The organism is Mycobacterium sp. 3-98 (assembly GCF_035918355.1).
GTDB classification, from domain to species: Bacteria; Actinomycetota; Actinomycetes; order Mycobacteriales; family Mycobacteriaceae; genus Mycobacterium; species Mycobacterium intracellulare.
Map to the genome: position 1 here is coordinate 4,291,427 of NZ_CP142360.1, position 26,506 is coordinate 4,317,932.

Below are 26,506 nucleotides of genomic sequence, written 5' to 3' on the forward strand. Positions count from 1 at the left end.
CGTGTACTCCTATCATCGTTCACACGGTGCGTTGTTAGCGAATTGCTTTGCCGGCGTCGCGCTTTCGAGGACTCTGCGTATAGCCTTCTTGTCTGGCTTTCCCAACCCGGTCAACGGTATGGCGTCCATCACCACGACGCGCTTCGGTGAGTGCACCGGCCCCTTCCGATCACGGACAGCTGCCTGGATCTCGGACGTGAGTACGTTGATGAACCCGTCGTCACGGTGAGCGGACGAACGCAGCACGATCACCGCGGTCACAGCTTCGCCCCACTTATCATCTGGCGTTCCAACGACGCAAACCTGTTCCACCGCGGGATGTTCGGAGACGACGTCTTCGACTTCCCGCGGAAAGACGTTGAATCCACCGGTGACGATCATGTCTTTGATCCGGTCCACGATGTACCAATACCCGTCCTGATCTTCATGAGCGAGGTCTCCCGTGTGAAGCCAGCCATCACGGAAGGTGTCCTGGGTTATCTGGGGCTGATTCCAGTAACCGTCACTGAGTAGCGGCCCTCTGACGCAAATTTCGCCTACCTCGCCTTGCCGTACCGGTTCGCCGTCTTCACCCAGAATCGCGCATCGAGAGAACTGTGTTGGCCGCCCACAAGACGTGCGCCGCCGGCCCTGGTGTTTGTCCATGGGTAGGTAGGTGATAGCCATGGGAGCTTCGGATTGGCCATAAAACTGAGCAAATTTCGGTCCGAAACGATCGATCGCCTCATCTAGCCGTGTGGGGTTGATTGCTGAGGCGCCGTAGTAGATGGTCTCGAGCGACGACACATCGCGGGTACGCAAATCAGGGTGATCCAGGAGCGCATAGATCATCGACGGAACGAGCATCATGGCCGTGATCCGCTTCTTCTCGATGGTCTCCAACACGTCTGCCACATCGAACTTCGGTAATAGAAATAGCGTTCCGCCCTTGACCATCACTGGGGTTACAAAGGCAGCCCCGGCATGCGAGAGCGGCGTACAACTGAGGAACTGAGGACGGTCGGGCCATTCCCATTCGGCCAGCTGTATCGTCGTCATCGTGAAATAGCTTTGCGCCGTGAGCTGTACGCCCTTCGGGCATCCTGTGGTGCCCCCGGTATATACCAGGCTGGTGACGTGGCGAGGTGGCAACGAAGCAGCAACCAGAGGCTCCGATCGGAACAGCGCCGCATGGGCGACGATGTCTGTTGCGACGTTTGACAGCTCCGATGGCACCGGACCAAACGTCAGAATTTGACGCAGTGATTCGACGCGATCGATGAGTGTCAGTGCGCGCTGAACATAGATAGGCGTGGGTTCGATCAGCAGCGTTGTGACGCCGGCGTCTTCGAGGATGTAGGCGTGGTCGTCCAGTGAGCCAAGAGGATGCAACGCCACGCGCCGATAGCCGCGGATGTGCATGGCGGCGATGTCGATCAGTACCTCAGGGCGATTGCGCGCAAGCACTGCCACGGATGAGTTGGACCCAGCGCCTAGCGATTCGGATGCTTGTATGTACCTGCTGATTTCGTCGCTTAACTGGCCTCCGGTCCGGCTGGTGAGTTGACACGAGAGTACCGGTGTATCCGCGTGTCGACGCAGAGCCTCGATGAGCAGGTGTCCATTGTGGTTGGGCTGGTGCAGGGAGTCTGGTTTCATTGCGAATCGAACTCCTCCAGGAGCGCGGCGACCTGCCTGCGATAGCGGTCAACGTTGTCAAGTTTGACCTGTTCGTAGCCGCGAATTCCGTCCGGAAGCTTTGCTATCGCCACGGCAGTGGCATGATTGCGGGTCGTCAACGCGGCGGTCACCGTCCGCAGGATCGTGATGTACTCCTCGACAAGGCCACGTTCCAACCGACGAATTCTGGTGTAACCGAACAGGTCCAATGAAGTCCCGCGTAGTCGCCGCATCGCCTTCAGTACATGAAAGGCAACGGTGAACCAACGACCCAGTCGAAGCTTGTTTCGCATACCCAAGGCGCGAAGCAGTGGCGGGTGCAAGTGAACGTAAGCCTTGCTGCTCGCACCAAACTGCCGCGCGAGTTCCGACTTGAACACGGGATCAAGTGCGAGCCTGGCGACTTCGTATTCGTCCTTATAGGCCATCAGCTTGTAGAGGTAGAGTGCTGCAGCCTCGGCCAACTCCGTCGAGTCTTGTGAGATGTGGCGCTCCGCCTCCCGCACCTGCTCGATCTGCTTTTGATAGATCTCGGCGTATTGGACGCTTTGGTAATCAACGAGATCGGCAACTCGGGCATCGATGAGGCGTTGCAGGTCAACCTCGGACGTGTTCTGGTAGGCCTGGCTGTGGGTGTCAGTCAATGCACCGTTATCAGCATCACGGACCGACATTGCCTTCGCCGCCTGCCACCGGCCCACGCGGAACGCCTGATGGTTGCGGTCGATGTCAATGCCGTTGACGTCGATGGCGCGTTCGATGGCTTCGCTCGACACGGGCAATCGGCCGGTCTGGAACGCTGCACCCAGCATGAGGACGTTGCTGAACCGCTCATCTCCGAGCACTTCGCGCGCCAGTTGGTCGGCATTCAGCGACACGGTGCGGCTACTTCGTTGTGCGATCGCCGTATGCATGTCGGCGAAGTCTGGAAACTCCAGCGATGTGTCGATCACCATATGACCGGTCGGGATCTGTGCAGAAGATACGACCGACACAGTCCGCCGCCGAGACAGCACCCGCAGATTCGTGGGGTCGGTGCCTGACAAAGGATCAGACACCAGGTAGAGGTCGCAGGACTCTTCACTGAGCTTGCCCGGGCGTATGTAGTGATCCGCCGAGATCTTGAGATCGGAAATGACGGCGCCCCCCTTCTGCGCCAGCCCGGTCTGATCGAGGCTGCGTACATGCTTTCCCTCCATGGCAGCTGCGGTCGCCAGAAGTTGTGCGATGGTGACGATTCCGGTGCCGCCGATTCCTACGATGCGTATCTGTGCTTCTGCCGGCGGGGCGCCGGGTGGTAAAGGAATCGAGTCGGCTTCGATGACGTCAGCTGTCGGGGTCACTCCTGGATTCATGTGCTCATCTGGAATGACGGTGACGAAAGAAGGACAGTCACCGTTTAGGCATGAGAAGTCGAGATTGCATGAAGACTGGTGTATTTCGGTCTTGCGGCCGAATTCTGTCTGTACGGGTCTGACGGACAGACAATTCGATTGGACGCCACAGTCGCCGCAGCCTTCGCAGATGCGCTGGTTGATAACGACGCGCTCATCAGGTGTTGACATCAAGCCACGCTTGCGCTTTCGACGCTTCTCCGCCGCGCACTCCTGATCGTGTATCAGCACGGTGACCCCTTTGACGGATGCCAAGCGGGCCTGCTCCCTTTCGAGCTCGTCACGACTCTTAACGGTGACATCACGCCCAAGCCGAGCCTGCTTGCGGGTTCGCCGGACATCGTCAGTGGTGACGACGATGTCGGAAACCCCTTCCGCCCACAAAGAATCAATCAGGCGAGCCAGCGGCATTGCCCCGGCGGGGGCCTGCCCCCCGGTCATCGCGACAGCGGAGTTGTACAGCAGTCGATAGGTGATGTTGATGCCAGAGGCGACCGCAGCACGCACCGCAAGGCTGCCGGAGTGCATGAAGGTGCCGTCCCCGATGTTCTGCACGAGATGGTCTCGGTCGATGAACGGTTCCATGCCGATCCACTGCGCGCCTTCACCCCCCATTTGAGTGACGCCAAGGACGTTTCCGGCCTGCTCCTCGTTCATAACCATGACTAGGCCGTGACATCCGATACCGGCTCCGACCAAGGTCTCCTTGTCGGTGCGGGTTGAGCTGTTATGTGGGCAGCCCGAACAGAAGTAAGGTGTGCGCGCAATCACCGGCAATTCGATACGAGCGGGTGGCCGTGATCGTTCGGTCCATCGCACCGCCGGTTCGATGTGGTGGAACCCGCCGAGCCTGCGCGCTAAACCTGCCATCACTCGGTCCACGTCGAGCTCACCGGATGGCGAGAAGAGCGATTGGCCGGCGTGGTCGGTCTTTCCGACCACGACCGGAGCATGCGCATGCCGGTAGAGGACTTCCTTGACCGCGACCTCGATGAAAGGGCGCTTCTCTTCGACCACGATGATCTCTTCGAGACCGATCGCGAAACGGCGGACGATCAGCGGATCGACAGGATTCACCATGCCCAGCTTGATCAGCCTGATGCCATGACGAGCCAAGCTTGCTGAATCTCCCAGTCCCAGCCCCGACAGCGCCTCGCGGACGTCGAGGTAGGTCTTGCCTGTCGCGATGATGCCAATGCGGTCGTCACTGGTCGCCTCGGTGATGACGTTGAGTCCATTGGCTCGTGCGTAGTCCAGGGCCCGCGGGAAACGCTGGGTGATCAGACTGTCTTCGAGTGCAGCGAGGTTCGTGCCGATCAGCATGGCGGAGGGCCTATGCCGGCTTACCTCGAAATCCGCGATCGTCGGATCTATGCGATCAGGGTGGACGACGACGGTACTCGCGCCGTCGGCGACAGCCGTGGTGATTTTTAGTGCCGACCACGTCCCCGTGAACCGTGAGAGAAAAGCCGCGTGGACCCCGTAATCCAGAATGTCTTGAGAATCAGCGGGGTACAGAGTCGGCAGGTATAGATCGGCGATGGCCGCTTCGGACGAACACGGGTAGGTCGAGGATTTTCCTGCTGGATCGTCTCCAATGAGGGCTACGGCGCCACCGGCGGGATCAGTGCCGATCAGGTTGGCGTGCCGGATGGCGTCGGAGGCACGGTCCAGGCCCGGCGATTTGCCGTACCAATATCCGGTAATGCCCTCAGGCCGCAAGGATCCAGCCTGACGCGCGAGTTGCGTCCCAGCGACGGCCGTGGCGGCGAGTTCCTCGTTGACAGCCGGCCGGTGAACGATCTCGACATCGGCGAAGAGCTTGAGCCGCCGCGCCAACTCTATGTCGTAACCGGCGAGCGGGGATCCTTCATATCCGGCCACGAAGCTTGCCGACCGAAGCCCGCGGTGCGCATCGACAACGGCGCGGTCGCGGAGCATGCGCACTAGTGCCTGAATACCGGTGAGGTAAACGACACCGTCGGAAAGTAGATAGCGGTCGTCCAGATTCTCCGCGCGCCTGGTCGACAGCCTCTGGCCCAAGGGTTTGTACACCATGTTATCCATGACGCACCAGTGACACCGCAGCGTTGACGATGAGCGAACGCCGGATATAGCCGAAGGCCGTGGGCCACCCGAACCGCCGGACGTCAAGAGTGGCACTGCCTTTGAGGATCAAGCGGTCGGCGTCGACGCAAGCTGTTCCGCAGACAGGAACCTCGACACTTCGATCGCGGACCGTAAGGTGTCCAGCGCCCGCGATCGACCGACCCGCGATAGTGACGTCACCCGAAGTGAGCGTAATGACCGGATAGTTCCTCGAGTCGAGAAAGAGCTTTTTCTGCAGATCGTGATCCCGTAGCCGATTGCCCGTGTTCACGCTTGATGAGTCGATGCTCAGTTCGCCGACCAGTGAGCCATTGCCTGGTAGCAGTGCCCAGCCATCGCATCGTTCGAAAACGCCTGTGGCCGTGCATATCCCGAACATCCAGCGTGCTTCGAACATAATCTCAGTTCCTGCTGGCTCGACGCGCCACCGCGTTTCCCTCGCGTCAGGCGCGGCGGACCGTTTACCGGTCACCGTGCGAGGACCTCTTCAACAGCTGCGGCGAGCACCAAGCCAGGCTGGTCGTCGTGTGACGAGCTGCGCCACGCAACGTGGTTGTCGGGGCGGACGAGCACCACACCGTCCTCGGCAATTTCGCGCACGGCCTCCCATTGGCCGTCAACGTCGCGGTGAGTTGTGCCTATTTGCGCTGTCGCGATGTTGACGGCCAGCTTCTCAGCCACCTCTACGGCGGCCGCGACCCATGCGCCGCCACGCCTGCCCGTGATCAGTGCGATGGCATCACCGGCGCCGACGAGGTCATGGGTTGACGACCGCTTGCCGGCGTGCTCCAGCCAGGCATGGGGCAGTCGATGGCCAGGGCGAGTCGTAGGACGGTAGACCTGACCGAGAGGGTCACCGGTGGATGGAGTGGCCCCGTCCGGTATCAGCGCCCCGCTCGCATACGCAAAGCCCATCTCGAGTTCTTGTGCGCAGAATTCGATGCACTGCGTCGCGACGACTGTGCGGAAGCGCGCCCGTCGCGCCTCCCCAACCAGACCGTCGGCGAAGAATCCGCTGACGATCAGTTCGTCAACTCCGGGTGGTAACGGAAACGGGATGAGCCCAAATCCGGCATCAATTGCGAGGTGGTTCTGCGCGGCGAACATGGCCCACTCAACATTGCGCAGGCCGACCGGCTGACGTTCGCTTGTATAGCTGTCCAGGAGCCGTGGCGGCGCGTCCCCTCGAATGACAGTGGCGAGTTTCCAGGCGAGGTTATGCACGTCCTGGATACCGGTGTTGAGACCGAGGCCGGTCGTTGGCGGGAGACGATGAGCGGAATCGCCAACCAGGAAAATGCGACCGTCCTGATAGCGCTCCGCGATCACGGACTCGGCCCACCAGTGGCTGATCTTCTTCACCGCGATGTCGACGTCGGCCCCGATCAACTCGCCGATTTTCGACACGATCGCCACGTCGTCGGGCACGGGTTCGCCAGGAAGTACGGCGAAGTGCGCCGTCCACTCCTGCGAACTCGGCCCCCAGGTCGGTCCCATCGGAACCAAGCGTCCACCGCTCGGCAGGAAGTGGGAGATGATGACGCCCTCGTTCCACCATGGCGAGAGATCTGCACAGATGTGCGCAGTGATCGTCTCGAAGATCTTGGACGGACCCACCATTTCTATTCCGAGAAGTTGACCGAGCGTCTTGCCACCATCGGCGCCGACCACATATTCCGCGTGTACGGAGTGGATTTCGCCGCTGTCGAGCTCGCGCACCGATGCGTTGACGCCCTGATCGTCGTGGGTCAAGTTCACCAGCTCGTGCCCGAACTTCACCGCGCCTGCGTTACGGGACTGCGCTGCAGCACGCAACACTGGCTCGAGGCGCAGTTGCGGGAGATTCGTGGGCGGGCATACAGAATTGCGCCGGTACTCTGCCGTGGAGCCGCCGGCGCCGAAGCACTCCATCTCGAAGAGTTGTCTGCCGTCGAATGGGCCCGCGCCGGTCAGCGTTGTGCGCCACTCGACCTTTGACATGTGTTCGAGCGGGATGCCTTGTGCGTAGACCGCATCGGCGATGCCGAACTGCCGGAAGATCTCCATGGTGCGCGGATTCAGATAATGCGCTTTGGGAAGTTCCGACGTCGAACCGTGGCGCTCTAGCAATACGTGGTCAATTCCGTAGTCTGACAACATAATTGATGCCATCAGACCGGTACCGCCGCCGCCAACGATTAGTACGGGTACATCAAAGTGCGCCACCGCAATCTCCTTTTGAGACGCCGAAATAGCATGGATATATAGGTTTTGGGCCGATCGTCGGCGCTAGAGTTCGTTGATGAGAAAAGCTGGCACAAGCTTGCGTTGAGCCAGCCGCCAACGTCCGTCGGCTCCGAGTCGGTACAGGTCCTCGACGTCGCCGACGATCAACTGAGGCCGGACGGATTCGCCGATACTTCGGTAGATCGTCATGATGGTCGTCCCGCGTACCTGGTCGGGACTTTCACTGCGCAACCGGACGTTGGTCACGACATGGCGAGACCGGATGTCGCGATTTTGCGCCCGCTCCTCCAAATGGCGGCGAATGCCTGCGATCCCGCTGACCTCACTTCCCCCGGCCGACAGGACTGCGTCATCGGTGAACAGGTCTGCCGCTTGGTCGGCGTACCCATGGTCGACGAGCCACGAGTATTCGGTGGACAGAGCCTCGATCGCGCGGCGCGTTTCGTCGTCGATGCCGGGGTTAAGGTCGGCGCGCATACGGTTACTCCTCACATCGTGCGGACGGCGTCGAGCCTGACCGGTCCGGTACCGGGCCGCTTGCGCAGCTCGGATTCGGGCGCCCCCTCGTGAAATCTGCGCACGAAGTCACCGGGGTCGATCTCTACACCAATGGGATTCTTGGGAAATTCTGCGGCGAGAAAGGCGTTGGTCGCTTCGATCGTGGCGAAGTTGTCGACCTGCAGTTCGATCTGATTGTTGTCTGGGTCGCGGTAGTAAAACGAAATTGTCGGGCCGTGATTGATCGTCCAGTACGGTTCGACCCCCAGTGCCTTCAGCCTCTCGTAGGTCGCTACGAGATCTCCGAGTGTGGCGTAGGTGAACGCTATGTGCTCGAGACCGACGGCCATGGCTGGGCGTTCCGCCAACGTCGGGACGTTGGCGACCGCGATGCGGTGGTGCTCGTCGTCATAGGTCAGAAAGCAAAGGGCCCCTGGGGCTTCGAAGGTCGACCAAGCACACAGCACCGTCTTGTACCAAGTGACCATTGCCTCGTATTGCCTCGTCCGCAAAACGACGTGAGCGAGCCGTGCGGGACGGATGGGTGCGTTGGCCCCCACGGGTTGCGGTGGAGCGTCCTCTGGCACGCGGCCTCCTGTTCTGTGTGGAATTTGTTTACTGTATCATTTTTTCTGATAGATCTATCAATCTAGGGGGCATCGATATCTGCGTCAAGGCCCGGAGAGGGTTGCGTCGCAGAAAGCCGCCCATCTGGACTCGCTTGGAAGGCAAGGACGACATGCACCTCTACAGAACGTCTCAAGGACTCGCTCGCAACGACGGGGACGGCTTGCTGTTGCTCGACCTGCCCTATCCGGATGTTGCGGCCCTGTTCAAAGCGGGCCTTGAGTGCGCTTTGACGGCGCCCGTCAGAGCACGCACCACATTCGATGAAGTCGATTTGCTTGCGCCAGTTGATAAACCGTGCCGCGTAGTCGTGGTGGGGCTCAACTATCGCGCCCATGCCGCAGAGACCGGTGCCGAGATTCCCGCTGAGCCGACGTTCTTCTGCGTTGACGGTGGACCAGTGGTTGGGCCGGGCGACCCGATCATCCTTCCGCCGGCGGCGCCGGACTATGTCGACTACGAAGGCGAGGTCGGTGTGGTGATCGGACGCGCCGCCTACAACGTGCCAGTCGAAGACGCCTGGAATTTCGTCGGCGGGTTGACGTGTGCCAACGACGTGTCCGCGCGAGATTTACAGGCGGCCGCTCTGAGCGAAGCCGGATCGGCAGGCCTTGGTTTCTCGAAGGCAATGGACACGTTCAAGCCGATCGGCCCCGCGGTCGTGACGACGGATTCGTTCTCCCTACCACTGGATATCGGCCTGACGACCACAGTGAACGGAGAGATTCAACAACAGTGCAGGACAACCGACTTGATCTTCGACGTCCCCACACTCGTGTCGGCGGTCTCGCGGATGGTCACATTGCTACCGGGAGATCTGATCTGCACGGGCACACCGTCTGGGGTCGGGGCGGCGGCTGGCCGCTTCCTGACGCCGGGCGACGTCGTCGAAATCGAGGTCGAGGGTATCGGGACGCTAAGTAACCGGGTGGTCGCGTACCACTCGATCGGCGACCCGGTCGCGGCACCGTGATCAACCCTGCCCGGTATTCAACAGGCCTTCCAGCGTCAGGTCGATCGTGGTCCGCGTGTAGGTCTCCACGGCGGTGGCGTCCGTGGTGTCGATACCGTACATCCGCTGCATCAATGCACCGGTCATGAAGAACGCCGTCGCGCTGCCGATGATGAAGCGTGCCACGAATGGGATCGGAAGGTCGTCGCGGATGCGGCCCTCCTGCTGTCCGAGCTTGATTAACTTCGCCAGGTGCTCCTCGAGGGGCGCGATGTAGGTGTCGCACAGCCAGTTCACCCGGTCCGTCGCGAATTGGGATTCGCTCGCAAGCAGTGGCGCGACATTGGGATGTCTGGTGAGGAAGGAGATGTGCCGTCGGATTAGCACCTGTAATGCCGATATCGGGTCTAGCTCCTGGAGTTCGTGATTGAGTTCTTGCTGCACCAGCATCTCGCTGAACGCCTTGCTGATCGCGGCTCGCCAGAGATCATCCTTCGACGTGAAGTAATAGTGCATCAGCGGTTGCGCGACGCCGGCGCTGCGCGCCACGGCGGACATGGAGGTGCCTTCGTAGCCAGAGCGCGCGAAACAGTCGATGGCAGTCTCCAAGATCGCGTCTCGGGTTGCGGTGCCGCGCTGCGACGGTTCTGTCGACTTTGCCAGTTTGCCGCCGCGGCCGCTCCGTGACGATGCAGCTGACATCGATCTCCTCCTCGGTTCAGGCCTTCTCAGAATGGCAGAGCCGAGGGCGCGGCGACAGTTTGGCATGCAAGCGAAGGCCAGCTCCCGGAATGGTTGTTTGCATAATCAATATTCTTGATTATCCTATCAACCATGAAAGCGCTGCGAGTCATCACTGTCGAGGAGCACTTCCACCATCCTGAGGTCAGCGCCGAAGTGCTGGCGTTATCGGGACCGTTGCCGGTGGCCCCTGATGACGGCTTCGCCACGTTCATCCAAGAAGAGTTCCTACCCGACCAGGATTCCGCCGAGCTGCTCGGCGGAAGACGGCTTGCCCATATGGACAAGGTTGGAATCGACGTCCAGGTTGTGTCGCATGGAGCTTTCAGTCCCAACAACCTTGACCGGCCCGAGGCAGTCGATCTCTGCCGTCGGGTGAACGACCGTCTTGCCCAGCAGATTTCAGAGCATCCCACGCGGTTTCGCGGGTTCGCCACCATACCCCTGCACGATCCAGTCGCGGCGGCTGACGAGATGAAGCGATGTGTGAACGAACTCGGTTTCGTGGGAACCTTGATCACGGGCGCCTGCGGTGGACGCTTCCTCGATGACACGCGCTTCGACCCGGTCCTGGCCGCCGCCGAAGAGGTGGATCTCCCGATCTATGTTCACCCAGGCATGCCAGGAAATCCCGCATCGCCGAACTACTACGCCGGAAATTGGCCGGCGGCAGTGCATTTCACGTTTGCAACCCATGCCTTCGGCTGGCATATGGAAGCAGGCATCCATGTACTGCGACTCATCCTGTCGGGAGCGCTGGACCGTCACCCGAATCTGAAGCTGTTGAGCGGCCACTGGGGCGAGTTCGCGGCGGGATGGCTCGACCGCCTCGACGGGACCTTTGCGAAGACCAAATATCTCGAGCGCAGGGTGAGTGACTATTACCGCGACCACGTTTGGGTGACGCCATCAGGCATGTACTCCCACAATCAGCTGAACTTCATGCTGGCCGAAGTCGGAGCCGATCGGATCATTCACTCCGAAGATTTCCCCTACCTCGTGCGCGAGGATGTGTCGGACTTCCTAATTCAAGCCGACCTCACCGACGACCAGCGCCATGCGATCGGTCACCGCAACGCAGAGGAGCTGATGCGAATTTGAGCTTGACTGCTAGCGCTCTCGAGTGCGGCGTGCGGACCCATACGTCTGCTCGAGTTTGTTGACCGTCTTTATGAATTCGGCGCGCCTACTAGGCGGAACGGCTTCTTCGGCACAATGTTCGAGCGACATCCACAGCCGTTCAAGAGGCTTGCGCAACGCGGCGCCCTTGTCGGTCAGCCACACCTCTTTGGCGCGGCGATCGGTATCGGAAGCCGCCCGGGCGACCAGATCGCTTTGCTGCATGCGTTTGATAGCCCGGGAGATCGTCGAATGATCCAGGCCGAGAGCCTGTTGCAGCTCTGTCTGATTCTGACCATCCCGGTCGTAGAGCTGCATCAGGATGAGCTCTTGCCCGGGATGCAAGCCCAGATCGAGAAGCAACTCAGCTCCGTATCCGTGAAATGCGCGGAACATCGCGAACATGCCGAATGCGATCGGCGCTCGCTTCACCGTGTCGGCACGCCGAATGGCCTCGATGGGTGACTGATTCGTCCGCACCGTACCTCCTGGAATGAATGACTCGCGACGAACGTTGGCTAAGTACGTGGCTAGCCACATAATATCTGTGGCTAGCCACCAGAGTGGACTATTAACACGAAGAGGAGTATGACCATGAAGGCAATCCAGATGACCGAGACCGGTGCGGCCGACGTGCTGAAGTACGTCGAACTCCCGGACCCGGTTCCGGCAGCCGGCGAGGTGGTAATCCACGTCCAGTCGGCTGCGGTGAATTTCGCCGACGTCGCACGTCGGCGTGGCGATCGGTATCCCGACCCTACGCCAATGCCATTCACTCCAGGGATCGAAGTGGCCGGCACCATCGCCAGCGTCGGCGACGGCGTCGTAGGGTACGAGATCGGGGCACCCGTATTCGGCACAGTAGGACACTATGCCAACGGTGGCTACGCGGAGTTGGCACTGGCGCAGCAGACCAATGTGATCCCGCTCCCCCCTGGAGTTGATCTCGATCTGGCGGCCGGTCTGTTGGCTGTCGGATTGACCGCGACACTGATCCTGACTGAAGCGGCCAAACTTACCGACGGGGAGACTGTATTCATCCCGGCTGCCGCCGGCGGGGTGGGCAGCTATGCCGTCCAGATCGCAAAAGCGCTCGGCGCCAAGACGATCATCGCTGGTGCATCAACGCCGGCGAAACGTGAAATCGCCCGAAACAAGGGCGCTCACCACGCCATCGACTACCACCACCAGAATTGGCCTGATCAGGTTCGCGAGTTGACCGACGGCAAGGGCGTCGACGTGGCCTTGGAGATGATCGGCCCGAAGCACATCCCGACAACGCTGGCAGCGCTCGCACCCTTCGGTCGGCTGATCACCTATGGAGCGGTCGCCGGTTTAGAAGGGCATCACCTTGATGGTGACGCCCTGATTCCCCTGATCTACGACCCCGCACCCGGACAGTCGCTCACTGGGTTCAACCTCGGCGTGTGGTTTGCGCGGCGCCCTGAAACGGCGATCGGCGGTCTGGGGCGGCTGATCGGCTGGGTCGCCGAGGGCAGGATCACCGGTCCCAAGATCCACACCATGCCGCTGACCGATGCGGCTGAAGCACATCGCCTTCTCGAAAGCGGTTCATCGATAGGCAAGCTCATTCTCAAACCCTGATCGTAATCCGCTCGGCGGCCGGTGGTTTACCTGGGCCGCCCTGCGGCTAACGCGGAGTCGCCACCCACTTGTCTGCATTCAAAAGCGTGAACTGCCCAGGAGGTCAACGAACTCGACGATGCACAGGGACAGCGCAGGCGATCTAGAACATCCACGGTCACCTATCTGCGTGGCTGGATCTGTTGCAACTTCGCCTGCGGCTGCGCCAGCTCGACTGACCAGAAAACCTAGCTAGCCGATCTCAGGCGCGCAGATAATACCGGAACTTGGGATAGTCGGTTGGCAACCTTCGGTCGGCACTACGCATGAAATGTGGTGTGATGCTATGGTTTTAAGGTTCATTACGTCTCGGCAGAGCGCTGTCAGACCGCGGCCACATAGGCGGCGTCCGGGTCTTTACCGAGTGCCCTCGTACTCGGTGAAAAATCCGAACAGCGTTCTGTAGGTAGCCCTCTGCGACACGAACGATGATGACGCGGTGAGCGATATCGACGCAATAGAGGAAACGGGCCTATTGGAGGGTTTGGACGACAGCATCCGCATCGAGCGGTCTGAACTCATCGCCTGGCTACTGGAGCGAGGCTTTGACGTCGAGCAGATCCGAAGTGAGGCCGCTCCGATGCTGCTGCCGGCACGCCGGGCGCTGGGCGATGACGGCAGCCGCGTGTCGGCCCGCGCAATCAGCGAAGCTCACGGCGTCAACATGGAGCTGCTGCAGCGCATCATGCGGGCATTAGGGCTGCCCCGGATGGACGATCCAGATGCGGCTGTCTACCTGAGCGCGGATGTTGAGGCCGCGGCACGCCAGCAGCAGCTTATTGAAATTGGTCTCGATCCCGACCGCGTGGTCTTAATTGTTCGCAGGATCGCTGAGGGGCTTTCGCGCGCGGTCCCGGCAATGCGATACGGCGCGATGTCGGCGGTCCTGTATCCCGGAATCACCGAGCTTCAGGTTGCCAAAGCGCACGAGGCGTTAACGCGCCAGATCGCACCGCTCCTAGGACCGATGATTTGCGACATCCTGTTCGTACAGCTGCGCCGCGCAGTGGAAGGTGAAGAGCTCAACGCCAACGAACGCGCGGAAGGCACGGCGCTCCCCGGGGCTCGTCACCTTGCCGTCGCGTTCGCTGACATGGTTGGATTCACTCGCCTGGGCGAGGCTGTGCCGCCGGAGGAACTGGTCCGACTGGTTGAACGGCTGGCTGATTTGGCACGCGAAATCGTCAACCCCCCAGTGCGATTGGTTAAGACGATCGGCGACGCGGTGATGCTGGTCTGTCCGGATCCTGCAAAGTTGATCGACGCGATGCTGGAATTGTCGGACGCGGCCGACCGCGACAAGACCCTGCCGGCACTGCGGATCGGTATTGCGTCGGGCTGGGCGGTGAGCCGCGCCCGGGACTGGTTCGGCAGTCCAGTCAATGTTGCCAGCCGCGTCACACAGGTTGCCCTACCGGGCTCTGTGCTGGTAGCAGGATCTGCGCAAGACGCGGTCGGCGATGCGGAGACGTTCGCGTGGTCTTTTATCGGAGCACCACGACTCAAGGGCGTCCGAGGCCGAACGAGGCTGTTTCAGGCACGACGGTCGACCGGCCAAGGCACGAAGTCGTAACGAACCCTCGGGAGCCCTCGGACTAGTCCGTCCCGTGTCGAGGCCCTGCAATTGCCGTCTAGTTGCCGCGGTCGGAGGCAACTACGCGAGCTCGCTTGGCGAACGACCTTCAGAGCATTCGCACGAGGCGCTTCCCGCGTCAGACCGAATGGGCGCTCTTCCGAGCCGAGGTAAGTTTGCGGAGTCGGCCTTGGTGGATTCTGCATGGACCATTGGTCGCGGGCGTCGCCCGGCCAGGGCCATCCACTCCGCCCGGCCTCGTCACCGCCGTCCGACACACCTTCGCCCACGCGCTCCAAACGGCGTGGTGACGCAGGTCAACGGCGATACTTCCGACGGAAATCACGGACCGCAAAGCGGATGCACGGGACCGGCGGTAATGGCTTTCCGGTCGCTTCCCATACCGTGCAGTCGCCCGAAGAAGTCGAAGTGACTTCCAAAAGTTTGCCGATTCAGTATTCTAGGCACAGCGTGTCACGACGAGCAGTTGACGCCCTCGGGGAGATCATTAGTTAGGGCGTCTTCTCTTCGAGGGGTTGGCGAATTATGGCGGTGAATGACTGGCAGCCGGTAGTCCGCGTCGGAGAGCCGAGGTTCATAGCTGGCGTCGGTAGTCGGATCAAAGTCGAAGTGAAGACAAGGGGATGGCTGAGCCGGGACTGGCGATGTTATTTCGGATCGCAGGTATCACAGCAACAACTTGATGCCCGGTACTCCGCCTATCCTTGCTGGGACGAAGTTCAGCGCATCGAGGGCTCCTGCCCAGAGCATGAAGCGGAGCGTTACATCGAAATGATCGACGCCGCAATCCATTACGCCAACCTCAAGTTGCGTAGCGATGCCATGCCGAGGACCGTCCTCCAGGGGGCGGGCTTCGATAAGCGGGCGTGTGCGGTGCGTGAGCGTCAGGCCGAACTCGATGAGCTAGCTAAGAAGTTGGCGAAACCCGAGTCTTAGGTTTCCGCAAGTCCGCGCGGTGCCGGGCGGGCCGGTGACGGCCGCTACCCCCGGTCTGCCGCAGGGCCGGCAGGTCATGCGTATGCGCTGGTCTTTCCGGAGACTAGACGAAGAGTCCCAAAAGTTGCAGATAACGATTTCATAAACACAGCATTAGTTGTAGATTCCGACTCCCCTTGTGCACCCGCAAAGATTGGCGGGTTACCGCCACTTCGGGCTGCACGTACTCAGGCGAGCCGTGAATGGCGTTCGGCCGGGGAGATGTCCAATAAGGCCGGTGGCCGATGTTCTTCGTAGCGCGCTTTCTCGCGCATCCTTCGCTAATCGCGCTCACACCGGCCGAGCCGGACAACCGGCCGCGCAGTACCCTTACCTCGCCCGTCACTCCGCCGCCGAACGAACCGGCGGGCAGACGGTCCCGCAAACCAAACCCCAAGCCGGAGGTGCCCGACATGGCCCAGTCCGATCTGGTGTTGCTCGATATCGACAACCGCGTCGCGCTCATCACGGTCAACGATCCCGACCGGCGCAACGCGGTGACCGCCGAGATGTCGGGGCTGCTGCGCGACGCCGTCGAGCGGGTCGAAGCCGATAACGACGTGCACGCGGTGGTGGTCACGGGGGCCGGCAAGGCGTTCTGCGCGGGAGCCGACCTCAGCGCCCTGGGCGCCGCCGGCGGCGGGGCGGCCGAAACCGGCCTGCAGCAGCTGTACGACGGCTTCATGGCCATCGGTAGTTGCCGGCTGCCCACCATCGCCGCCGTCAACGGGGCGGCCGTCGGCGCCGGTCTGAATCTGGCCCTGGCCGCCGACGTGCGCATCGCCGGACCCGCGGCGCTGTTCGATGCGCGGTTCCAGAAGCTGGGGCTCCACCCGGGCGGCGGTGCGACGTGGATGTTGCAGCGCGCGGTCGGGCCGCAGGCCGCCCGCGCGGCCCTGCTGTTCGGCATGCGCTTCGACGCCGAGGCCGCGGTGCGCCATGGCCTGGCGCTCAGTGTCGCCGACGATCCGGTGGCCGCGGCGCTGGAGCTCGCCGCCGGGCCGGCGGGCGCGCCGCGCGAGGTCGTGCTGGCGACCAAGGCGACCATGCGCGCCACCATCAGTCCGGGTTCGCTGGACCACGAGCAACACCAGCAAGCCATGCGCGCCGAGCTTGGGCCGCAGGCGCACTCGATCCAATCACCCGAATTCGCACAGCGATTGGCCGCCGCGCAACGCAGGTAGCCGGCGGACCGACGGGTCACAAATCGAGCAGCGCGATTTCGGGTGACTCGATCAGATCCCGTAACTCGCAGACGAATCGGGCCGCCTGTGCGCCATCGGCGATGCGATGGTCGAACACACAGGTCAGCGACATCGTCGGGCGCACCACGATCTCGGCGCCGAGGGCCACCGGTCGCGGCTTGATCGCTCCCATCCCGAGGATGGCCGCTTCGGGGTGGTTGATCATTGGTACGCCATCGTCCACACCCAGCGCCCCAAAGTTCGAGACGGTGAACGTCGAGCCCCGCAACTCACCCGGCGTCAGGGTGCCCGCACGCGCGCCGGCGACCAATTCTGCTGCGCGAGCGGCCAATTCGCGGGTGGTCTTGGCGTGGGCGTCGGCGAGGACCGGGACGAGTAGACCGCGTTCGGTGGCCGTGGCGATGCCCAAATGCACTCGGTGTTCGACGCGCAGCTGCGGACCCTGCGGGGACTCCACCCAGGCCGAATTCAGGATCTCGTTGTGCCGCAACGCGATGACCAGCAGCCGCAAGGTCAGCACGAAGGGTGTGATCTTCTGGTCCGTCGCGCCGAGTCGATCGGACAGCCGCACCAACTCGGTGCAGTCCACCTCGACGGTGACGTTCGCCGGCGGAATCTCCTTGTGCGACAGGGCCATTTTCTCTGCCATCCGGGCCTGCACGCCACGAACCGATCGGACATCGGCGCCGTTCCCGGTCCCGCCGGCCGCCGACAGCACGTCCTCGCGGGTGATGACGGCACCGGGGCGGTGCGGTAACGAGGCCAGGTCGACCATCAATTCTTTGGCCAGTTTGCGCACCGGAGGGGCGGCCAGCGGGCGGCCGCTCCGCCGGCTGCTGTCGACGCCGGCATCGGCGCCATAGCCGACCAGTGTGGGCGGCGCCGTTTCAGCCGCCGGTGGGTCGTCGCTGCGCGGTGTCGTGTCGATCTGCACCAGCACCTCCCCCACCTTGAGCACATCGCCTTCGGCGCCGTTGGTTTCGACGACCCGTCCGGCGTGCGGGCTGGGGATCTCGACCTCGGCCTTGGCGGTCTCCACCGTGCACAACACCTGGTTGAGCTCGACGTCGTCACCCACCGCGACGTTCCAATGCGTCACCGTCACCTCTTCCAGCCCCTCGCCGAGGTCGGGGACCCGAAACGGCTTGACCCGCTCCTGCGCGGACGGGGCGCTCACGGCTGTTCCAACGCGCGCTCGACGCAGTCCAGCAGCCGGTCGGGGCCGGGCAGCCACCACTTCTCCAACCGCGCAGGCGGATAGGGGGTGTCAAATCCGCACGCGCGCAACACCGGCGCCTCCAGCTCGTAGAACATCTCCTCCTGGATGCGGGCGGCCAGCTCCGCGCCGAACCCCAGGCTGCGGGGTCCCTCGTGCATCACCACGCAGCGCCCGGTCCGGTGGATCGACGCGGCGACGGTGTCGAAGTCCAGGGGCACCAACGAGCGCAGGTCGATGACCTCCAGGCTCCAACCGCGTTGGCGCTGAGCCTCTTCTGCCGCGACCACGGCGGTGCCGACCAGGCTGCCGTAGGTCACGACGGTGACATCGGTGCCCTGCCGGCGCACCATCGCTCGCCCGATCGGTGGTTCGGGCCGGGAGGCGTCGACCAAGCCGCGGCCCTGGTAGCGTCGCTTCGGTTCCAGGTACATGACCGGATCCGGGCAGGCGATCGCGTGGCGCAGCAGCCAATACGCATCGGCGGGGCTGGAGGGCACCACCACCTTCAATCCGGCGGTGTGCGCCCAGTACGACTCGGTGGAATCCGAATGATGCTCTGCGGCACCGATTCCCCCGAACGAAGGGATGCGGACGGTCACCGGCATATTAATCTCGCCGCGGGTGCGGGTGCGGTACTTCGCCAGGTGGCTGACCACCTGGTCGAAGGCCGCATAGGAAAACCCGTCGAACTGAATCTCGGGCACGGGCACGAATCCGCGCAGCGCCAGCCCCACCGCGATCCCGATGATGGCGGACTCCGCCAGCGGCGTGTCGAAGCAGCGGCTCTCGCCGAACGCCTCGGCCAGTCCCTCGGTGGCCCGGAACACCCCACCGGCGACGGAGACGTCCTCGCCGAACACCAACACCCGGTCGTCGGCCGCCATTGCGTCGTGCAGGGCCCGGTTGAGCGCTTGGACCATGGTCAGCGACTGCGCACCGAGGGCAACGTTTTCCACTGCCGCGGTGAGTGTTTCGTCATGGCCGGTGGGACGATCAGCGAGCTGAGTCATTGACGCCTCTCAATCGCTTCGGTCGAGTTCGGCCCGAAGCTGCTGTCGCTGTGCCTGCAGTCCCGGCGTGATTTCGGCGTACACCGAGGTGAACACCTCGTCGATGTCGAAATCGGGCGCATCGACCACCGCGTCGCGCAATTCGGTGCGCATCCGCTGTGCGCGGCCAATGACCCGTTCCTCCAAGCGTTCCGACCACAGGCCCTGGGCCCGCAGGTAGCAGCGGTACCGCGCGATCGGGTCCAGCGCCGCCCAGTGATCGACCTCGTCCTGCGTCCGGTATCGACTCGGGTCATCGGAGGTGGTGTGTGGGCCCATCCGGTAGGTGATCGCCTCGATCAATGTCGGGCCGCCGCCGGCGCGGGCACGGGCGGCGGCCTCGGCCGTCACGGCGTAGCAGGCCAAGACGTCATTTCCGTCTACCCGGACTCCGGGCATGCCGTAACCAATCGCCTTGTGCGCCAGCGACGGTGCGGCGGTCTGTTTGTGGATCGGCGTCGAGATCGCCCACTGGTTGTTCTGCACGAGGAACACGCAGGGCGTGGTGAACACGGCGGCGAAGTTCAGCGCCTCGTGCACGTCTCCCGTGCTGGTGGCGCCGTCACCGAGAAAGGCCAGCGTCACCGAATCTTCGCCCAGCCGTTGCGCGGCCATCGCGGCGCCCACGGCGTGCAGGGTCTGGGTGCCGATCGGAATCGAGAGCGGGGCGCAGCACTTCTTGGTGAATTCCAGGCCGCCATGCCAGGTTCCGCGCCACACGGCCCCGACGTGCCCGGGCGGGATGCCGCGCACCAAAAAGGCGCCCAGCTCGCGATATTGAGGGAACAACCAGTCGGTTTTGCGCAGGCACGCCGCCGCACCGATCTGGGCGGCTTCCTGACCGCGGCACGACGCAAAGAGCGCCAGTTCGCCTTGGCGCTTGAGGTTCACGAATTCGGCGTCGAGTTCCCGGGTGATCACCATCAGCTCGTAGAGCCAACTCAGCGTCTCCGCGGGAAGGTCGCGGCCATAACGGCGTTCGGGTGTCGGCGAGCCATCGGCGGCCACGAGTTGGACCGGCTCGAGGTCGACCGCCATGCGCATCGAAGACATCTGCGCCACACCGCCTCCCTCGCTGGGTGCCGCGTGGCCCCGCGAGCCACAGCGGGTCACAGCAAACGGTCAGCCGAGACCTACCGCGAGCGGAAGTCGATCGCCAGCTACACGAAAGGCTTCGCTCGCCGCGACACTGGCGTATTTCCCATTATGCCCTCAAATGAGAAGACACCGCGTTGATTGCGAAGACTGCGGAGCGTGTCGCGCGAGCCCCAAACGACGTGTCGCTGCACAGCCATCAAACGGTCAGCCGGGGGCGGTCTCACCCGCCCTGCGCAACGTCATCTGCGCGTGCTTGAGCACCGGCGAGTCGACCATCTGTCCTTCGAAGGCGAAGACCCCGCGCTCGCTGCGCGCGGCCGCCAGCACCCGTCGCGCCCAGTCCAGCCGGTCCTCGCTGGGGCGATACGCCTCGCGCACCACCGGGATCTGGCTCGGGTGGATACACACGGTCCCGCCGAACCCCAGCGCGACGGCGTCCTCGGCCTCGGCCCGCAAGCCGTCGAGGTCGCGGATATCCAGGTGGACCGCGTCGAGCGCCACCCGGCCGAAGGCGGACGCGTTGAGCAGCGCCGTCGACCGCACATGGTGGGCGACGTCCCGGTACGTGCCGTCGGCCCGGCGGCTGGAGCTACCACCGAGCGTGGCGACCAGGTCCTCGGCGCCCCACATCAGCGCAACCGTGCCCCGGGCCGCCGCGATTTCGGTGGCGAAGACCGCGCCGCGCGGCGTCTCCAGCAGCGCGATCACCTCGCGCGGCGCCAACGCTTCCACCTGCGCCGCCGATTCCGTCTTGGACAGCATCACCGTGGTGTAGGCGGTCGCGGCCAGGGCCTCGAGGTCGCGGGGGTATTCGTCGGTGTCGGCGGCGTTGATGCGCACGACGGTGCGCTGGGGGTCCAGCGGCGTCTCCTGCAACGCCTTGCGGGCGGCGGGCTTGTCCGCCTCGGCCACCCCGTCCTCGAGGTCGAGGATCACCACGTCGGCCGCGGCCGCGGCCTTCGCGAAACGTTCGGGCCGGTCGGCCGGGCAGAACAGCCATGCGGGACCGGCGGCGTGCAGGTTCACTTGGCCTCCTGGTTGGACGGGCGCTTCTGGACCAGCGTGGTGCGCGCGGCGCGCGCGACGACGTCGCCGTGCTGGTTGCGTCCGGTGTGCTCGAGGGTGACGATGCCCTCGCCGGGCCGGCTCTTCGATTCCCGCTTGGCCGTGCACACGGTTTCGGCGTACAGGGTGTCGCCGTGGAAGACGGGTTTGGGGAAGGACACCTCGGAGAAGCCGAGATTGGCCACGATGGTGCCGAGCGTCAGCTGCGACACCGACAGTCCGACCACGGTGGAGAGGGTGAACATGGAGTTCACCAGGCGCTCGCCCCGAAAGCCCGGCTGCTCGGCCGCCCAGGCCGCGTCGAGGTGCAGCGACTGGGTGTTCATGGTCAGCGTGGTGAACAAGACGTTGTCGGCTTCGGTGACCGTGCGGCCGGGGCGGTGCAGGTACGTGGTGCCGATCTCGAACTCTTCAAACCACAAGCCCCGCTGGACAACCGACTTGCCGCCCTCGTTGCCGTCCGTCATGACAGTCCGAGCGATCGCGCGATGAGCATCAGCTGCACCTCGGTGGTGCCCTCACCGATTTCGAGGATCTTGCTGTCGCGGTAGTGACGCGCCACCGGGTACTCGTTCATGAAGCCATAGCCTCCGTGGATCTGCGTTGCGTCGCGGGCGTTGTCCATCGCCGCTTCCGACGCGATCATCTTCGCGATGGCCGCCTCCTTCTTGAAGGGCTTGCCCGCCAACATCTTTGCAGCGGCATCGTAATACGCCGTGCGGGCGACGTGGGCACGCGCTTCCATTCGCGCGATCTTGAAGCTGATCGCCTGGTACGAGCCGATCGGCTGGCCGAACGACTGACGTTCCTTGGAATACTTGACGCTCTCGTCGACGCAGCCCTGCGCCGCCCCCGTCGCCAGCGCGGCGATCGCGATGCGGCCCTCGTCCAGGATCGACAGGAAGTTCGCATAGCCCCGTCCACGCTCGCCCAGCAGGTTCTCCTCCGGGACCCGGGCGTCGGCAAAGCTCAGCGGATGAGTGTCCGACGCGTTCCAGCCCACCTTGCTATAGACCGGTTCGACGGTGAAACCCGGTGTGCCGCTGGGCACGATGATCGTCGAGATCTCTTTCTTGTCTCCCCCGACGCTGCCGGTGACCGCGGTGACCGTGACCAGTGAGGTGATGTCGGTGCCCGAGTTGGTGATGAACTGCTTGCTGCCGTTGATCACCCACTCACCGCCCTCGAGGCGGGCGGTGGTGCGGGTCGCGCCCGCGTCGGAGCCCGCGCCGGGCTCGGTGAGCCCGAAGCCGGCCAGCGCCCGGCCGGCTGTCAGGTCCGGCAGCCACCTGGTCTTCTGCTCCTCGGTACCGAACCGGTAGATGGGCATCGAGCCCAAACCCACACCGGCTTCGAGCGTGATCGCCACCGACTGGTCGACCTTGCCGAGTTCCTCGAGCGCCAGCGACAGCGCGAAGTAGTCGCCGCCCATGCCGCCGTACTCCTCGGGGAACGGCAGGCCAAACAGGCCCATCTCCCCCATCTTCGCGACGACCTCGTACGGAAAGCTGTGCTCCTCATCGTGTTTGGCCGACACCGGGGCCACCACGGTGCGCGCGAACTCGGCGACCGTGTCGCGCAGGTCCTCGTATTCCTTGGGGAGGGTCCCCGCGGTTATGGATGTGGTCATGTCTCGTCCTTGCTTTCTTCTTCCGGGATCAGCCGGGCCAGCACCTGATCCACGGTCACCTGATCACCCACGGAGACCAGCACCTCCACCTGCCCGGAAACGGGTGCGGCCAGCGAGTGTTCCATCTTCATCGCCTCGACGACGACCACCACGTCGCCTTCGGAAACGTCGGTGCCGGAGGGGGTTTGGACGGCGATCACGCTGCCCGGCATCGGACTGAGGATCTCGGCCCGCTGCGCGCCCGCGGCGCGATGGATCTTGTTCTCCTCGGCCTCGCGCAGGTGCCAGGTGCCCCGCTCGTCGGCGATCCACAGGTGCCGGTCGGCTTCGGCCCACCGGTAGTCGCGGCGCAGGCCGTCGATCACCGCGCTCATTCGTGCCGGCTCGACTTGCACAGCGGCCGAACAGGTTTCCCCGTCGCCGACCTGCACCGTGGCGGCCTCGGGAAGCCCCCACACCGACACGGTCTCGCTGCGCAGCGGGGTGCGCATGTCGGTGCGAACCGGCGCCGCGCTGCCGCCCACGCGCCATCCCGTGGGCGCCGCCCAGGGATTGCCGGCGAAGTGGCGCGCCCGCGACGCCAGGGCCGATTGCCGATAGAGCCCGGCCGCCGCGAGCACGTCGTCGGGGGCGGGCAGCGGCGCGAAGTCCGCCAATCGCTCGTCCAGGAGGGCGGTGTCCAGGTCGCCGGCGCGTACCCGCTCGTCGGCGAGCAGGAACCGCAGAAATTCGATGTTGGTTTGCACGCCCAGGATCGCGGTTTGGCTCAGCGCCCGGTCGAGTGTCGCCAGCGCCTCGTCCCGGTCGGCCCCGTGGGCGATCACCTTGCTCAGCATCGGGTCGTAGTCGCTGCCGACCAGCGTGCCGGGCAGCAGCGACGAGTCGACCCGCACGCCGTCGCCGGAGGGTTCGAAGACCCGCAGCGCCCGGCCTCCGGTGGGCAGGAATCCGCGCGCCGGATCCTCGGCGTACACCCGCGCCTCGATCGCGTGCCCGCGCAGTTCGATGTCGTCCTGGGCGAACGTCAGCTTCTCGCCGGCGGCGACCCGCAGCTGCCACTCCACCAGGTCCAGCCCGGTGACGGCCTCGGTGACCGGATGCTCCACCTGCAGGCGGGTGTTCATCTCCATGAAGAAGAACTCGTCGGGACGCTCGGCGGAGACGATGAACTCGACCGTGCCCGCGCCGACGTAGTCGACGCTGCGCGCGGTGTTACAGGCGGCCGCGCCGATGCGCGCCCGGGTGGCCTCGTCGAGCAGCGGCGAGGGCGCCTCCTCGATGACCTTTTGGTGGCGCCGCTGCAGGCTGCACTCCCGCTCGCCGAGGTGCACGACGTTGCCGTGCGTGTCGGCGAGCACCTGCACTTCGATGTGCCTGGGGCGCAACACGAACCGCTCCAAAAACAAGGTGTCGTCGCCAAACGCGGAGGCGGCCTCGCGGCGGGCGCTGACGAGTGCCTCGCGCAGCTTGGCCGGCTCCTCGACCAGGCGCATGCCCTTGCCACCGCCGCCCGCCGAGGGCTTGATCAAGACCGGGTATCCGACGTCGTCGGCGGCCGCGACCAGCGCGTCGTCGTTCAGCCCCGGTTTGGCCACGCCGGGGACCACCGGCACGTCGAAGGCGGCGACCGCGTTCTTGGCGGTGATCTTGTCGCCCATCACCTGAATCGCCTGGGCGGGAGGCCCCAGGAACACCACACCGGCCCGCTCGCAGGCGGCCGCGAAATCGGCGTTCTCGGAGAGGAATCCGTACCCCGGGTGGATCGCTTGAGATCCGGTGCGCACGGCCGCCTCGACGACCTTGTCGATGTTCAGGTAGCTCTCGCGCGCCGCGGCCGGTCCCAATCGGACGGCCTCGTCGGCCTCGAGGACGTGCCGCGCGCCGGCGTCGGGATCGCTGTAGACGGCCACCGAACGGATGCCCAGGCGGCGCAGCGTCCGGATCACCCGCACGGCGATCTCGCCGCGGTTGGCCACTAATACTGTCTCGAACACTGCACTCACATCCGGAAGACGCCGTAGGAGACGGGTTCCAACGGTGCTTGGGCGCACACCGAAAGGGCAAGCCCGACAAATGTTCTCGTGTCGGCCGGGTCGATGATCCCGTCATCCCACAGCCGGGCCGTCGAATAGTACGGGTTGCCCTGGTCCTCGTACTGCCCGCGGATGGGCGCCTTGAACGCCTCTTCCTCGTCGGCCGACCATGGTTTGCCCGCCGCGCTGAGCTGCTCACCGCGCACGGTGGCCAGCACGGAGGCGGCCTGCTCGCCGCCCATGACCGAGATCCGGGCGTTGGGCCACATCCACAAGAACCGCGGCGAGTACGCCCGTCCGCACATCGAATAGTTGCCGGCCCCATAGGATCCGCCGATCACGATGGTCAGTTTGGGCACCCGGGCGCAGGCGACGGCGGTGACCATCTTGGCGCCATGCTTGGCGATGCCGCCGGCCTCGTAGTCCCGGCCGACCATGAACCCGGCGATGTTCTGCAGGAACAGCAGCGGGATCTTGCGCTTGTCGCACAATTCGATGAAATGCGCGCCCTTCAAAGCGGATTCGCTGAAGAGCACCCCGTTGTTGGCCACGATCCCCACCGGGTGGCCGTGGATGTGGGCGAACGCGGTCACCAGGGTCTTGCCGTAGTTGGCCTTGAATTCGCTGAATTCGCCGCCGTCGACCAGGCGCACGATGACCTCATGCACGTCGTAGGGCACCCGCGGGTCCGGCGGCACCACGTCGTAGAGCTCCGTCTGCGCGCACGGCGGCGGGACCGGGGATCGCACCTGCCACGGGCTGGGCTCGCGCGGGCCGAAGGTGGCCGCGATCGAGCGAACGATCCGCAACGCATGTTCATCGTCGTCGGCGAGGTGGTCGGTGACACCGGACACCCGGGAGTGCAGGTCGCCGCCGCCGAGTTCCTCAGCCGACACGATCTCGCCGGTCGCCGCCTTGACCAGTGGCGGGCCGCCCAAAAAGATCGTGCCCTGCTCGCGCACGATGACGGCCTCGTCGCTCATCGCCGGCACGTAGGCGCCGCCCGCGGTGCACGAACCCAGCACCGCGGCGACTTGCGGAATTCCCTTGGCGCTCATGGTCGCCTGGTTGAAGAAGATGCGGCCGAAGTGCTCGCGGTCGGGAAAGACCTCGTCCTGGCGCGGCAGGAAGGCCCCGCCGGAGTCCACCAGGTAGATGCACGGCAGCCGGTTCTGCAGCGCCACCTCCTGCGCGCGCAGGTGCTTCTTGACGGTCATCGGGTAGTAGGTGCCGCCCTTGACCGTCGCGTCGTTGGCGACGATCACGCACTCGCGCTCCGACACCCGGCCGATCCCGGTGATGATGCCGGCGCCGGGAGATTCGTCGTCGTACATGCCGTCGGCGGCCAGCGGTGAGAGCTCCAAGAACGGGCTGCCGGGGTCGAGCAGCCGGTCCACCCGTTCGCGCGGCAACAGCTTCCCGCGGCTGACGTGGCGTTCCCGCGCGCGCTCGTTGCCGCCGAGCGCGGCCGCGGCCAGCCTGGTGTTCAGCTCGCCGACCAGCCGGCGGTGCTCATCGGCGAACGACGCCTCGGGAGCCTTCGCGGGCGAGGTCATCACCTTGTCCATCGCCGCAGCAGCCTCCTTGCCGTCGGGCGGTCCAGCTTTTGAGTTAATGATCATTAACTCGGGGCCTGAGAATACCATTGCCGGCGTTGCCGGTCCAGGGG

General features: G+C 64.1%; 22 protein-coding genes. 6 read left to right on the forward strand and 16 right to left on the reverse strand.

Annotated features, from left to right (window positions below; all coding sequences use genetic code 11):
* Positions 1 to 12: 12 nt before the first annotated feature.
* From fadD8 to QGN30_RS20155, 6 genes are all read right to left on the reverse strand, one after another.
* The gene (gene fadD8, locus QGN30_RS20130) at positions 13 to 1,638 is read right to left on the reverse strand and encodes a fatty-acid--CoA ligase FadD8 (protein ID WP_051473029.1); all 1,626 of its coding nucleotides are present in this window, start codon (positions 1,636 to 1,638) and stop codon (positions 13 to 15) included.
* Positions 1,635 to 5,120 carry an indolepyruvate ferredoxin oxidoreductase family protein gene (locus QGN30_RS20135; protein ID WP_248923574.1) on the reverse strand — a complete coding sequence of 1,162 codons (3,486 nt, stop codon included), beginning with the start codon at positions 5,118 to 5,120 and terminating at the stop codon, positions 1,635 to 1,637. The genes fadD8 and QGN30_RS20135 overlap by 4 nt, the downstream gene beginning before the upstream one ends.
* Positions 5,113 to 5,559 (reverse strand): YceI family protein, encoded by a 447-nt coding sequence (locus tag QGN30_RS20140; protein WP_082278471.1) that lies wholly within the window; start codon positions 5,557 to 5,559, stop codon positions 5,113 to 5,115. The genes QGN30_RS20135 and QGN30_RS20140 overlap by 8 nt, the downstream gene beginning before the upstream one ends.
* A gap of 71 nt (positions 5,560 to 5,630) precedes the next feature.
* The gene (locus tag QGN30_RS20145) at positions 5,631 to 7,367 is read right to left on the reverse strand and encodes an FAD-dependent monooxygenase (RefSeq protein ID WP_042792256.1); all 1,737 of its coding nucleotides are present in this window, start codon (positions 7,365 to 7,367) and stop codon (positions 5,631 to 5,633) included.
* 63 nt (positions 7,368 to 7,430) lie between these two features.
* Complete coding sequence (locus QGN30_RS20150; protein ID WP_042792255.1) at positions 7,431 to 7,865, reverse strand: SgcJ/EcaC family oxidoreductase; 435 nt, start codon at positions 7,863 to 7,865, stop codon at positions 7,431 to 7,433.
* Positions 7,866 to 7,876: 11 nt separating this feature from the next.
* Positions 7,877 to 8,446 carry a VOC family protein gene (locus QGN30_RS20155; RefSeq protein WP_042792254.1) on the reverse strand — a complete coding sequence of 190 codons (570 nt, stop codon included), beginning with the start codon at positions 8,444 to 8,446 and terminating at the stop codon, positions 7,877 to 7,879.
* Between the two features lie 161 nt (positions 8,447 to 8,607).
* On the opposite strand from QGN30_RS20155, the gene QGN30_RS20160 reads away from it, so the two are divergent.
* Positions 8,608 to 9,486, forward strand: coding sequence for a fumarylacetoacetate hydrolase family protein (locus tag QGN30_RS20160; RefSeq protein ID WP_082278470.1), 879 nt, complete (start codon positions 8,608 to 8,610; stop codon positions 9,484 to 9,486).
* On the opposite strand, the gene QGN30_RS20165 is transcribed toward QGN30_RS20160, so the two are convergent.
* On the reverse strand, positions 9,487 to 10,167 hold the full coding sequence (locus QGN30_RS20165; protein WP_165576449.1) for a TetR/AcrR family transcriptional regulator: 681 nt from the start codon (positions 10,165 to 10,167) through the stop codon (positions 9,487 to 9,489).
* A 132-nt stretch (positions 10,168 to 10,299) separates the two neighbouring features.
* On the opposite strand from QGN30_RS20165, the gene QGN30_RS20170 reads away from it, so the two are divergent.
* Positions 10,300 to 11,307, forward strand: a complete 1,008-nt coding sequence (locus QGN30_RS20170) for an amidohydrolase family protein (RefSeq protein WP_134770550.1) — start codon at positions 10,300 to 10,302, stop codon at positions 11,305 to 11,307.
* Between the two features lie 9 nt (positions 11,308 to 11,316).
* Here QGN30_RS20170 and QGN30_RS20175 read toward each other — a convergent pair whose 3' ends face one another.
* Positions 11,317 to 11,805 (reverse strand): MarR family winged helix-turn-helix transcriptional regulator, encoded by a 489-nt coding sequence (locus QGN30_RS20175; RefSeq protein ID WP_051473026.1) that lies wholly within the window; start codon positions 11,803 to 11,805, stop codon positions 11,317 to 11,319.
* 114 nt (positions 11,806 to 11,919) lie between these two features.
* Here QGN30_RS20175 and QGN30_RS20180 point away from each other — a divergent pair, with 114 nt between their 5' ends.
* From QGN30_RS20180 to QGN30_RS20195, 4 genes are all read left to right on the forward strand, one after another.
* The gene (locus tag QGN30_RS20180; protein ID WP_042909714.1) at positions 11,920 to 12,930 is read left to right on the forward strand and encodes a quinone oxidoreductase family protein; all 1,011 of its coding nucleotides are present in this window, start codon (positions 11,920 to 11,922) and stop codon (positions 12,928 to 12,930) included.
* Positions 12,931 to 13,408: 478 nt separating this feature from the next.
* Positions 13,409 to 14,542 (forward strand): adenylate/guanylate cyclase domain-containing protein, encoded by a 1,134-nt coding sequence (locus QGN30_RS20185; RefSeq protein WP_042792252.1) that lies wholly within the window; start codon positions 13,409 to 13,411, stop codon positions 14,540 to 14,542.
* Positions 14,543 to 15,088: 546 nt separating this feature from the next.
* Positions 15,089 to 15,499, forward strand: coding sequence for a hypothetical protein (locus QGN30_RS20190; RefSeq protein WP_038535659.1), 411 nt, complete (start codon positions 15,089 to 15,091; stop codon positions 15,497 to 15,499).
* A 452-nt stretch (positions 15,500 to 15,951) separates the two neighbouring features.
* Positions 15,952 to 16,722: an enoyl-CoA hydratase gene (locus QGN30_RS20195; RefSeq protein WP_036458548.1), complete on the forward strand. Its 771-nt coding sequence runs from the start codon at positions 15,952 to 15,954 to the stop codon at positions 16,720 to 16,722.
* A 16-nt stretch (positions 16,723 to 16,738) separates the two neighbouring features.
* On the opposite strand, the gene QGN30_RS20200 is transcribed toward QGN30_RS20195, so the two are convergent.
* The 8 genes from QGN30_RS20200 to QGN30_RS20235 form a co-directional block, all read right to left on the reverse strand.
* On the reverse strand, positions 16,739 to 17,920 hold the full coding sequence (locus tag QGN30_RS20200; RefSeq protein WP_038535656.1) for a dihydrolipoamide acetyltransferase family protein: 1,182 nt from the start codon (positions 17,918 to 17,920) through the stop codon (positions 16,739 to 16,741).
* Positions 17,917 to 18,972, reverse strand: coding sequence for a 3-methyl-2-oxobutanoate dehydrogenase subunit beta (bkdB, locus tag QGN30_RS20205; RefSeq protein WP_014379657.1), 1,056 nt, complete (start codon positions 18,970 to 18,972; stop codon positions 17,917 to 17,919). The genes QGN30_RS20200 and bkdB overlap by 4 nt, the downstream gene beginning before the upstream one ends.
* 9 nt (positions 18,973 to 18,981) lie before the next feature.
* The gene (pdhA, locus tag QGN30_RS20210) at positions 18,982 to 20,064 is read right to left on the reverse strand and encodes a pyruvate dehydrogenase (acetyl-transferring) E1 component subunit alpha (RefSeq protein ID WP_248913646.1); all 1,083 of its coding nucleotides are present in this window, start codon (positions 20,062 to 20,064) and stop codon (positions 18,982 to 18,984) included.
* Positions 20,065 to 20,313: 249 nt separating this feature from the next.
* The gene (locus QGN30_RS20215; RefSeq protein ID WP_038535650.1) at positions 20,314 to 21,135 is read right to left on the reverse strand and encodes an HpcH/HpaI aldolase/citrate lyase family protein; all 822 of its coding nucleotides are present in this window, start codon (positions 21,133 to 21,135) and stop codon (positions 20,314 to 20,316) included.
* On the reverse strand, positions 21,132 to 21,641 hold the full coding sequence (locus QGN30_RS20220) for a MaoC family dehydratase (RefSeq protein ID WP_009957496.1): 510 nt from the start codon (positions 21,639 to 21,641) through the stop codon (positions 21,132 to 21,134). The genes QGN30_RS20215 and QGN30_RS20220 overlap by 4 nt, the downstream gene beginning before the upstream one ends.
* The gene (locus tag QGN30_RS20225; RefSeq protein WP_008255120.1) at positions 21,638 to 22,804 is read right to left on the reverse strand and encodes an acyl-CoA dehydrogenase family protein; all 1,167 of its coding nucleotides are present in this window, start codon (positions 22,802 to 22,804) and stop codon (positions 21,638 to 21,640) included. Before QGN30_RS20225 ends, QGN30_RS20220 begins: the two co-directional genes overlap by 4 nt.
* Complete coding sequence (locus QGN30_RS20230; RefSeq protein WP_029385533.1) at positions 22,801 to 24,798, reverse strand: acetyl-CoA carboxylase biotin carboxylase subunit; 1,998 nt, start codon at positions 24,796 to 24,798, stop codon at positions 22,801 to 22,803. The genes QGN30_RS20225 and QGN30_RS20230 overlap by 4 nt, the downstream gene beginning before the upstream one ends.
* A 5-nt stretch (positions 24,799 to 24,803) precedes the next feature.
* Complete coding sequence (locus QGN30_RS20235) at positions 24,804 to 26,393, reverse strand: carboxyl transferase domain-containing protein (RefSeq protein WP_029385536.1); 1,590 nt, start codon at positions 26,391 to 26,393, stop codon at positions 24,804 to 24,806.
* Positions 26,394 to 26,506: the final 113 nt, after the last annotated feature.

Coding starts and splice junctions, on each gene's coding strand:
- QGN30_RS20235 (WP_029385536.1), bottom strand. CDS start 26,393: ATGACCTCGCCCGCGAAGGCTCCCGAGGCGTCGTTCGCCGATGAGCAC.
- QGN30_RS20220 (WP_009957496.1), bottom strand. CDS start 21,641: ATGACGGACGGCAACGAGGGCGGCAAGTCGGTTGTCCAGCGGGGCTTG.
- QGN30_RS20225 (WP_008255120.1), bottom strand. CDS start 22,804: ATGACCACATCCATAACCGCGGGGACCCTCCCCAAGGAATACGAGGAC.
- QGN30_RS20135 (WP_248923574.1), bottom strand. CDS start 5,120: ATGGATAACATGGTGTACAAACCCTTGGGCCAGAGGCTGTCGACCAGG.
- QGN30_RS20180 (WP_042909714.1), top strand. CDS start 11,920: ATGAAGGCAATCCAGATGACCGAGACCGGTGCGGCCGACGTGCTGAAG.
- QGN30_RS20140 (WP_082278471.1), bottom strand. CDS start 5,559: ATGTTCGAAGCACGCTGGATGTTCGGGATATGCACGGCCACAGGCGTT.
- QGN30_RS20195 (WP_036458548.1), top strand. CDS start 15,952: ATGGCCCAGTCCGATCTGGTGTTGCTCGATATCGACAACCGCGTCGCG.
- QGN30_RS20165 (WP_165576449.1), bottom strand. CDS start 10,167: ATGTCAGCTGCATCGTCACGGAGCGGCCGCGGCGGCAAACTGGCAAAG.
- QGN30_RS20170 (WP_134770550.1), top strand. CDS start 10,300: ATGAAAGCGCTGCGAGTCATCACTGTCGAGGAGCACTTCCACCATCCT.
- QGN30_RS20190 (WP_038535659.1), top strand. CDS start 15,089: ATGGCGGTGAATGACTGGCAGCCGGTAGTCCGCGTCGGAGAGCCGAGG.
- fadD8 (WP_051473029.1), bottom strand. CDS start 1,638: ATGAAACCAGACTCCCTGCACCAGCCCAACCACAATGGACACCTGCTC.
- pdhA (WP_248913646.1), bottom strand. CDS start 20,064: ATGTCTTCGATGCGCATGGCGGTCGACCTCGAGCCGGTCCAACTCGTG.
- bkdB (WP_014379657.1), bottom strand. CDS start 18,972: ATGACTCAGCTCGCTGATCGTCCCACCGGCCATGACGAAACACTCACC.
- QGN30_RS20150 (WP_042792255.1), bottom strand. CDS start 7,865: ATGCGCGCCGACCTTAACCCCGGCATCGACGACGAAACGCGCCGCGCG.